The organism is Aureibaculum flavum, assembly GCF_016406085.1.
GTDB classification, from domain to species: Bacteria; Bacteroidota; Bacteroidia; order Flavobacteriales; family Flavobacteriaceae; genus Aureibaculum; species Aureibaculum flavum.
In genome coordinates this window covers 137534-145266 of record NZ_JAEHFJ010000012.1, presented here as the reverse complement: position 1 = coordinate 145266, position 7733 = coordinate 137534, and the positions used below count along the sequence as shown (strand labels likewise).

At 37.6% G+C, this 7733-nt stretch carries 2 protein-coding genes; both read right to left on the bottom strand.

All coding sequences use genetic code 11. The annotated features are described in order from the left end of the window. A partial coding sequence (locus JBL43_RS18230; protein ID WP_369074831.1) for a beta strand repeat-containing protein occupies nucleotides 1-2666 on the bottom strand: 2666 nt, incomplete at its 3' end. Continuing rightward, a complete protein-coding gene (locus JBL43_RS18225) occupies nucleotides 2632-7665 on the bottom strand; it encodes a DUF11 domain-containing protein (RefSeq protein ID WP_198842816.1) in 5034 nt (1677 codons plus the stop codon). The genes JBL43_RS18225 and JBL43_RS18230, both read right to left, overlap by 35 nt. Nucleotides 7666-7733: the final 68 nt, after the last annotated feature.

Below are 7733 nucleotides of genomic sequence, written 5' to 3'. Positions count from 1 at the left end.
TTTGTAAAGCTGGCTGAACTTGATGTACAATCTGCAGTTCCTGCAGTTACTGTATAAGCTGTTCCTGCTGTTGCTCCAGTTACTTCGCCACTTGCATTTACACTTGGTCCAGCCGGACTAAATGTATATGTTAAGCTTGCACTATAATTTGTGATCGTTGTCAACTCTGCGGCTGAACAACTTGCAGCTGTACTGCTTAATGTTGGTATTGCTGGAGTAATCAACATTGCATCATTCGTAAAGCTGGCTGAACTTGATGTACAATCTGTAGTTCCTGCAGTTACTGTATAAGCTGTTCCTGCTGTTGCTCCAGTTACTTCGCCACTTGCATTTACACTTGGTCCAGCCGGACTAAATGTATATGTTAAGCTTGCACTATAATTTGTGATCGTTGTCAACTCTGCGGCTGAACAACTTGCAGCCGTACTGCTTAATGTTGGTACCGCTGGGGTAATTAACATTGCATCATTTGTAAAGCTGGCTGAACTTGATGTACAATCTGCAGTTCCTGCAGTTACCGTATAGGCTGTTCCTGCTGTTGCTCCAGTTACTTCGCCACTTGCATTTACACTTGGCCCTGCTGGAGCAAATGTATATGTTAAGCTTGCACTATAATTTGTGATCGTTGTCAACTCTACTGCTGAACAACTTGCAGCTGTACTGCTTAATGTTGGTACCGCTGGGGTAATTAACATTGCATCATTCGTAAAGCTGGCTGAACTTGATGTACAATCTGCAGTTCCTGCAGTTACCGTATAAGCTGTTCCTGCTGTTGCTCCAGTTACTTCGCCACTTGCATTTACACTTGGCCCTGCTGGAGCAAATGTATATGTTAAGCTTGCACTATAATTTGTGATCGTTGTCAACTCTACTGCTGAACAACTTGCAGCTGTACTGCTTAATGTTGGTACCGCTGGGGTAATTAACATTGCATCATTCGTAAAGCTGGCTGAACTTGATGTACAATCTGCAGTTCCTGCAGTTACCGTATAGGCTGTTCCTGCTGTTGCTCCAGTTACTTCGCCACTTGCATTTACACTTGGTCCAGCCGGACTAAATGTATATGTTAAGCTTGCACTATAATTTGTGATTGTTGTCAACTCTGCGGCTGAACAACTTGCAGCTGTACTACTTAATGTTGGTACCGCTGGGGTAATTAACATTGCATCATTCGTAAAGCTGGCTGAACTTGATGTACAATCTGCAGTTCCTGCAGTTACCGTATAGGCTGTTCCTGCTGTTGCTCCAATTACTTCGCCACTTGCATTTACACTTGGTCCAGCCGGACTAAATGTATATGTTAAGCTTGCACTATAATTTGTGATTGTTGTCAACTCTGCGGCTGAACAACTTGCAGCTGTACTACTTAATGTTGGTACCGCTGGGGTAATTAACATTGCATCATTTGTAAAGCTGGCTGAACTTGATGTACAATCTGCAGTTCCTGCAGTTACCGTATAGGCTGTTCCTGCTGTTGCTCCAGTTACTTCGCCACTTGCATTTACACTTGGCCCAGCCGGACTAAATGTATATGTTAAGCTTGCACTATAATTTGTGATTGTTGTCAACTCTGCGGCTGAACAACTTGCAGCTGTACTACTTAATGTTGGTACCGCTGGCAAAGCATTTACCGTAACTTCAAAAGGCGAAGAAAGAGCATTACAAGTACCATCATTTACCGCATATCTGATAAAAGTTGTACCCCCAGCAACAGCTGTTAAAACACCTGTAGTTGGATTAATTGTTGCTACTGACGTATTGGAAGAAGTCCAAGTTACAGTACCTGTTGCCGTAGTTGCTAAATCATTAATTGTACCACCAACACAAATTTCGTCTGTTCCTGTAATTACAGGTGTTGCAGGCAATGGATTGACCGTTACTGTTTCACTATCTGATATAGCGGTATCACATGAACCATCATTTACACTATTCAACACTAAAGTAACATCTGAAGTTACACTAGTAATAGTTACATCAACTGTACCTCCTGCTCCTATTATTGCGGTACCAGTAGCATCTCCACTATAGGCAACTTCATGTCCCGCAGTTCCGCTAATCGTAAAGACAGCATTTTCTCCTGAACAAATAGGACTGTTAGAAGCAAGCGAAGCTGTGGCCGTACTTTTTACAGTAATTGTTACTTCATCATAATCATCTTCTGAAATATTAGCTGTTCTAATAGCTAAAAAAGTTGTAGTTCCTGTTTCTGAATATTGAATACGGAATTGGTTTTGAAAAAGTGCTGGTGGACTAGAGATATCGCCAGCCGTAACTGTATAACTAGATGTAAAAGTCCATGTTTCTCCTACTTCAAGTATACCATTTGTTACTCCACTTTCCGTTGGACCAGTCAAAGGCAAGGCTCCTGTATGGAACATAACACTAGTATAGGATGTCGGATTTAAATCTGTGTCTCCATTATTAAAAACCTCTGCACGGAAATTTAAAACCGTACCTGCTTCAGAAACATTAGTGTTTCCTGAAGTTTCCACAAGATTAATTACAGAAGAATACGTTTGAGCATTAACACTAAACGCAAAAAGCCCCATTATAAATAATAAGGACATAGATTTTTTAAATCTACTCATTTTGGTTGTGATTTTTTGATTAAAATTTTTCATGGTCATTTCTTTAATTACCATTGTTTGGGGTTGAATCGGGGTCATTTAACGAACTATTTGTTATTTCTGCTTGATTAATAAACTCACCGCAATTATCTACAGTAACAGTATAAGTCAAGCTTATGGAATCTCCTACAGGCAATGTAAATCCACCTAAATCCCATACCAACTCACGCATAGCATTAAAAGTAGCTGTACCTTGAGTTGTTATAAAATCGGGGTGGTTATATGTAAAATCTGTTGGTATAATATCTTTAACCACAATATTTGTTGGTACTGAAGTACCATTGTTTGTAACGGTTAAGGTAAATGTAATATTGTCTCCTTGATCTGGCGTAGCATTATTTGTGACTTTTGTCAAATTTAAATCTGAATTACAACCTGTAGGTGTTTCAGCTATATCACAAATACAATTATTATTAGATGTATTAACTACCAGCAATACATTACAACCTCGTGCAAGGGCCACTGAAAAATCAATAGTATCATCAATTGTATTACCAGCTGCAATAGCCGAAGCTACTGTTTTAGATCCTAATAGCACATCAGAAGCATCATATGAGCCATTGTTATTTACATCATTATATGCAGAAACAACAGTACCTGAAGCTAAATCAATCAATGAAGTGTTCTCTAAACTAAAACCTGCTGTAATATCTAAATTACCACCATTTACCGCAGAATTAACTGTTGTAGACGTAATTGATAATGTACTTTTTTCAACTGTAAGTGGCTCATCTTCTTGAGAAGTTATACTGTTTATAGCCGGACAAGTTGCACCACCCGTAGCAGAACAATCAATTGACTGTTCAACTCTTGTTGAAACATTCAAATCATAATCAGTACACGAAACATCTCCAGGGCTTACTACTTCAACTTCGAAAGAAAAAGAAATTGACGCACCTGATGGAATGTTATTTGGCATTGTCCAAGTTAAAACTCGTTCTCCTGTAACCCCATTTACGGTTACTGCTGGTGCACCTGCTGGACTATTAGTACCCGCTGTAAATGAACCGGAAACAAAATTAAAAGCATCATCAATAGTAGCCACAATGGTTTCAATACTACCATCTGTTGTAACACCTTGATTGCTTATATTTACATTAATTAATTCTGTTTGACTACAAGCTTGTAACGTATTATCATCGGAAGTTACTGTCATTGCGTACTGAATGTTTGTAGGTACTTGTGTTACGTTAACTGGATTTGTTTTTATTTCGCTTTGTCCTTGTGATGGATCGATAGGGTCTCCACATGAAGACTCTCCGTTTATTTGAGTTCCAATTTTACTACCTGAAACATAATCACAATCAAAACTGGTATCAAAAGTCAACTCAAACTCATTAGATGCTATTGCGGATACTCCTGGTAATCCATTTGTTCCGCTGATTGGTGATGTAATTCCAGAAATATCAACCGTATAGGTATTTGTTGCAACATTATGACTTACTTGTGCAGGGTCTACGGTATATGCCGTTCCATTATAATTTAATATACCTGTGGTATTGTCTAAAGTCATACCAAGTGGGAATCTAATATCAGCTGACAATGCATAAGCATAACCATTAGCCGCATTATTTACTGCCACTTCGTAAGGTACAATACTACAAAAATCATAAGTAGCTGGTGGAATACCCAATGTTGTACTTACATTTATTGAAGGTTCTTGTGTACTTAAGGTTAATGGAATTGTTTTAACATTACAAATGTAATTACCTGACCCACCACTAACCGGATATCCTGTATCAGGATCTGTAGGGTAACTCGCACAATTTTGACCAACGGTAACATTAAAAGTATCGGTACCACAAACACTAAAATTATCAGATCTTATTTCTAAATTGAGACCTACAGCCGAAACAAAACCTATTTGAGCCCAATACTTTCCAGTACCATAACCTGTCAAAGGAATTTGTGTTGCACCAATCCACAGTGTAGGTACTATATTATTATTTGGCACATCTATGGCTAACCAAGTATTATTTAAAATACCTCCACCTGAACTTGTGTTGTTTATATGAACATCCCAAATTGCAGCATTTGTTTCTGTAGAAACTGTAGGAGATGCTGAACTAACTGTATATGATAATGGTATGTATTGTGTAGGTCTTGGAATGTCATTTCGAGCAGGGTTTACAATTCTACCTGGACTGGTAACATTTCTAAAATACTCCATTTCAGAAGTTGGTAAAATTGAAATACCAAATCTTTCATTAGAATAAGACCAATCACTTACATTACAATTAGGTACCACTTGAAATTTAACTTCTTTTATACCCCAACTAACAGTAGCTTTTCCTAGAGTCCAATTTCCTGGATTTACCCATGAATATTTATTAAAACCAGGTTCAAAATTATAGGTGATAGTAGGATCAGCAATAGGTTGATTTGTTTGATTTGGATAGGTATTTTGAAGAGAACTACCAGGAACATAATCTACACCAACAGGCACCAAAATATCTACCTGTTTTAAATGAGCAATATTTCTAAACTCATTTGGGAATAGATCGCCAATTTTCGAAAATCGTGCAACAGAAAAACGTGCTCCTGTATCAATAACATCACAACCGTCAAAAGTAGTACTCTGTTGTCTTAAATCTGTTCTTAAAGTATCATAGTATTCTAACATTCCTAATTCTTCCGTCAAAAAATTACAGGTATGGGTTGTTGGATTCAATGCAGAAGTGGCTGGTGAAGATGCTAAAATACCAGTTAATGATTCAAATGATGTATCCGTAAATGACGCATCTTCAGAAACTTTTAAATCTACATCAATAATATATCTAGCTCCAATACTTGGAATTGTTAAACTAAAGTCACCTCCACGTAAGTCTATCTCGTGATTGGTTTTACCTCCGTTATTTTCTGTATAACTGTACTGATTCAAATTGGTTGAAACGGTAGACGCACCACCGCCCGCTGGCTGATATTCTACTCTTAAAGTTTTAATACCTCCATCACCTTGGGTCCCAAACCAATCATTAGTATCATATTCTAATAATGCTTTTAAAGAAGTTAAGTTATTTTCACTTACATCTACTTCTAAATGCCAACGTACCATATCTCCTTCTACAACATGATCTGTTCTAACACCCACAGTAGCTGCAGTAACTGATGTTGTCTCTGTATTATCTGTAAAACCAAAAGTAGTTCTATCTAAAGAAAAATTAGATACACAAACTGAAGGTCCGGGTGACCCACAACTTACTGTAAAAGTTGGTCCGGTACCACATAAATCAATTGGTTCATACGTAGCATCACCTTTTAAATGATACTCATAATCAATACTCCCCACATAACTACTCGAACAAGCTGCGTCAACTTGCAAAGGTATAATAGGATCATGGGCAAGATTCGTCTTATGACTTGCTGGAGCTGAATTGGAAGTATAAATTGCCAAACCTGTACCAGCATTGAAACTTACCAAATTGAAAGGTTGGCCTCCCCAAGTTCCGTTACCATTTGGAATAATTCCAGCTGGTAAGGTATAATGCACTTCATAATGTAATCCGGCAATATTTAAAGTAGAAATACTTGCATTACTCCGTTGCTCTATTTGAAAATCAAAAGTACTCCCTGCCACTAAATTAGAACTTCCCGTTGAAGAGTTCTCAATTAGCGATGAGTGCTGCATATTATAAAAACTCCAGGGCCTCCAACTTTCTGAGTTACTCATAGGAACATCTAATTGAGTTGTTTCACCACACTGATCTTGATATTCATGAGCCCATCTTACAATAGCATATCCTCTATACATATCATTACAAGCCGTGTCATTACCCGTATCAATTAAGTAATTATACGTAAGCTCATTGGTTAAAGTGAATGAATTACCAACAGGTAAATCATCGAAGAAACCATCTCCATCCAAATCTTCTAGTCCTACTCCAGCTCCATCTGGATCTGTTGCAAACTGAAAACTAGTTTCACTTCCTTCTGCACCACTATTTGCTACAGCATTGCCATTTACACTAAAATTAGACCAAGTATACCTATTGATGTCTGTAGGTGTATAAACTGCTCCTCCATTAGAAAAACCTAAGTCTAAAGATAAATTATAAATATCTCCAGCTCCAGTACCATCATTTCTCAATAAAAATTCAGCAGTATCTGAACTACTAGGATTTGGCCATGCTCTTTTGACTACTTCAGTATGCAACTCTGGGGCTCCAGAAGCTAAAGCAATACCAGAGGTAGAAACATTCCCTGTTAAACAAGGGCTGCTTGCGGTTACACAAGCACCATAACCAGCTCTATATGAGATTGACTCTCCACCACCTGAAGGACAACCTAATAATTTTGCGGTTACAGTTATATCTATACTTTCGTTTTTTTCAAATTTATTATCGTTATCTCCTACCGTGGCTATATCTGAAGCACCAAGAACAATTATATTGGTTACCATTCCCCCAGAAGGACTACCTGCAATAAAAGTACCCGAACCTGAATACGTAATATCAACATTAGTACTATGTGTTATATATGCATATATATTGCTACTATAGGCATTTGGACTCACCGGATCATTACCGATGGTAAATGTAAAATTTTGAGTATCATTCACACTAAGAGACGCCGAAGAAGGAACTATATTAGAGTTAACTTCGAGCACAGAATATTGGACTGTTGGATAATCTACAGTTTTATTGATAGCGGTATTATTAACAAATGTATGACTCAACTCAGGGTCTATGACAATTGTACAACCTGTTAAAACATTATATTCTATATCAATAAAATCTGATGGTCCAGCTAGAGCACTAACAATATTAAAAATTGGTTTTTTAAAGTCAGAATCATCAACAGTAACACCTGAAGCAGGGGCTACCAAACTCATATATTCTGATTCCGTTGGCAATTGAACCTCAACTTTTTCATTGGCCACTGTGGGTCCATAAACCCTAAACTTAAAGGTGGATTGATCTCCACAAGCTATTACTTCCGCGGGTAAATCCGTTCCTGGTGTTACATTAATACTTTGTGCAAAACTTTTGCCAAATGCTAACAATAACATTGTCATTAATATTATTCTAAATTTTTTCATTTTGAATATACTTTCGGTTTGGGGTACTGTAGTAACACCCATTAACGCATAGTTTTGGCTATAAGTAT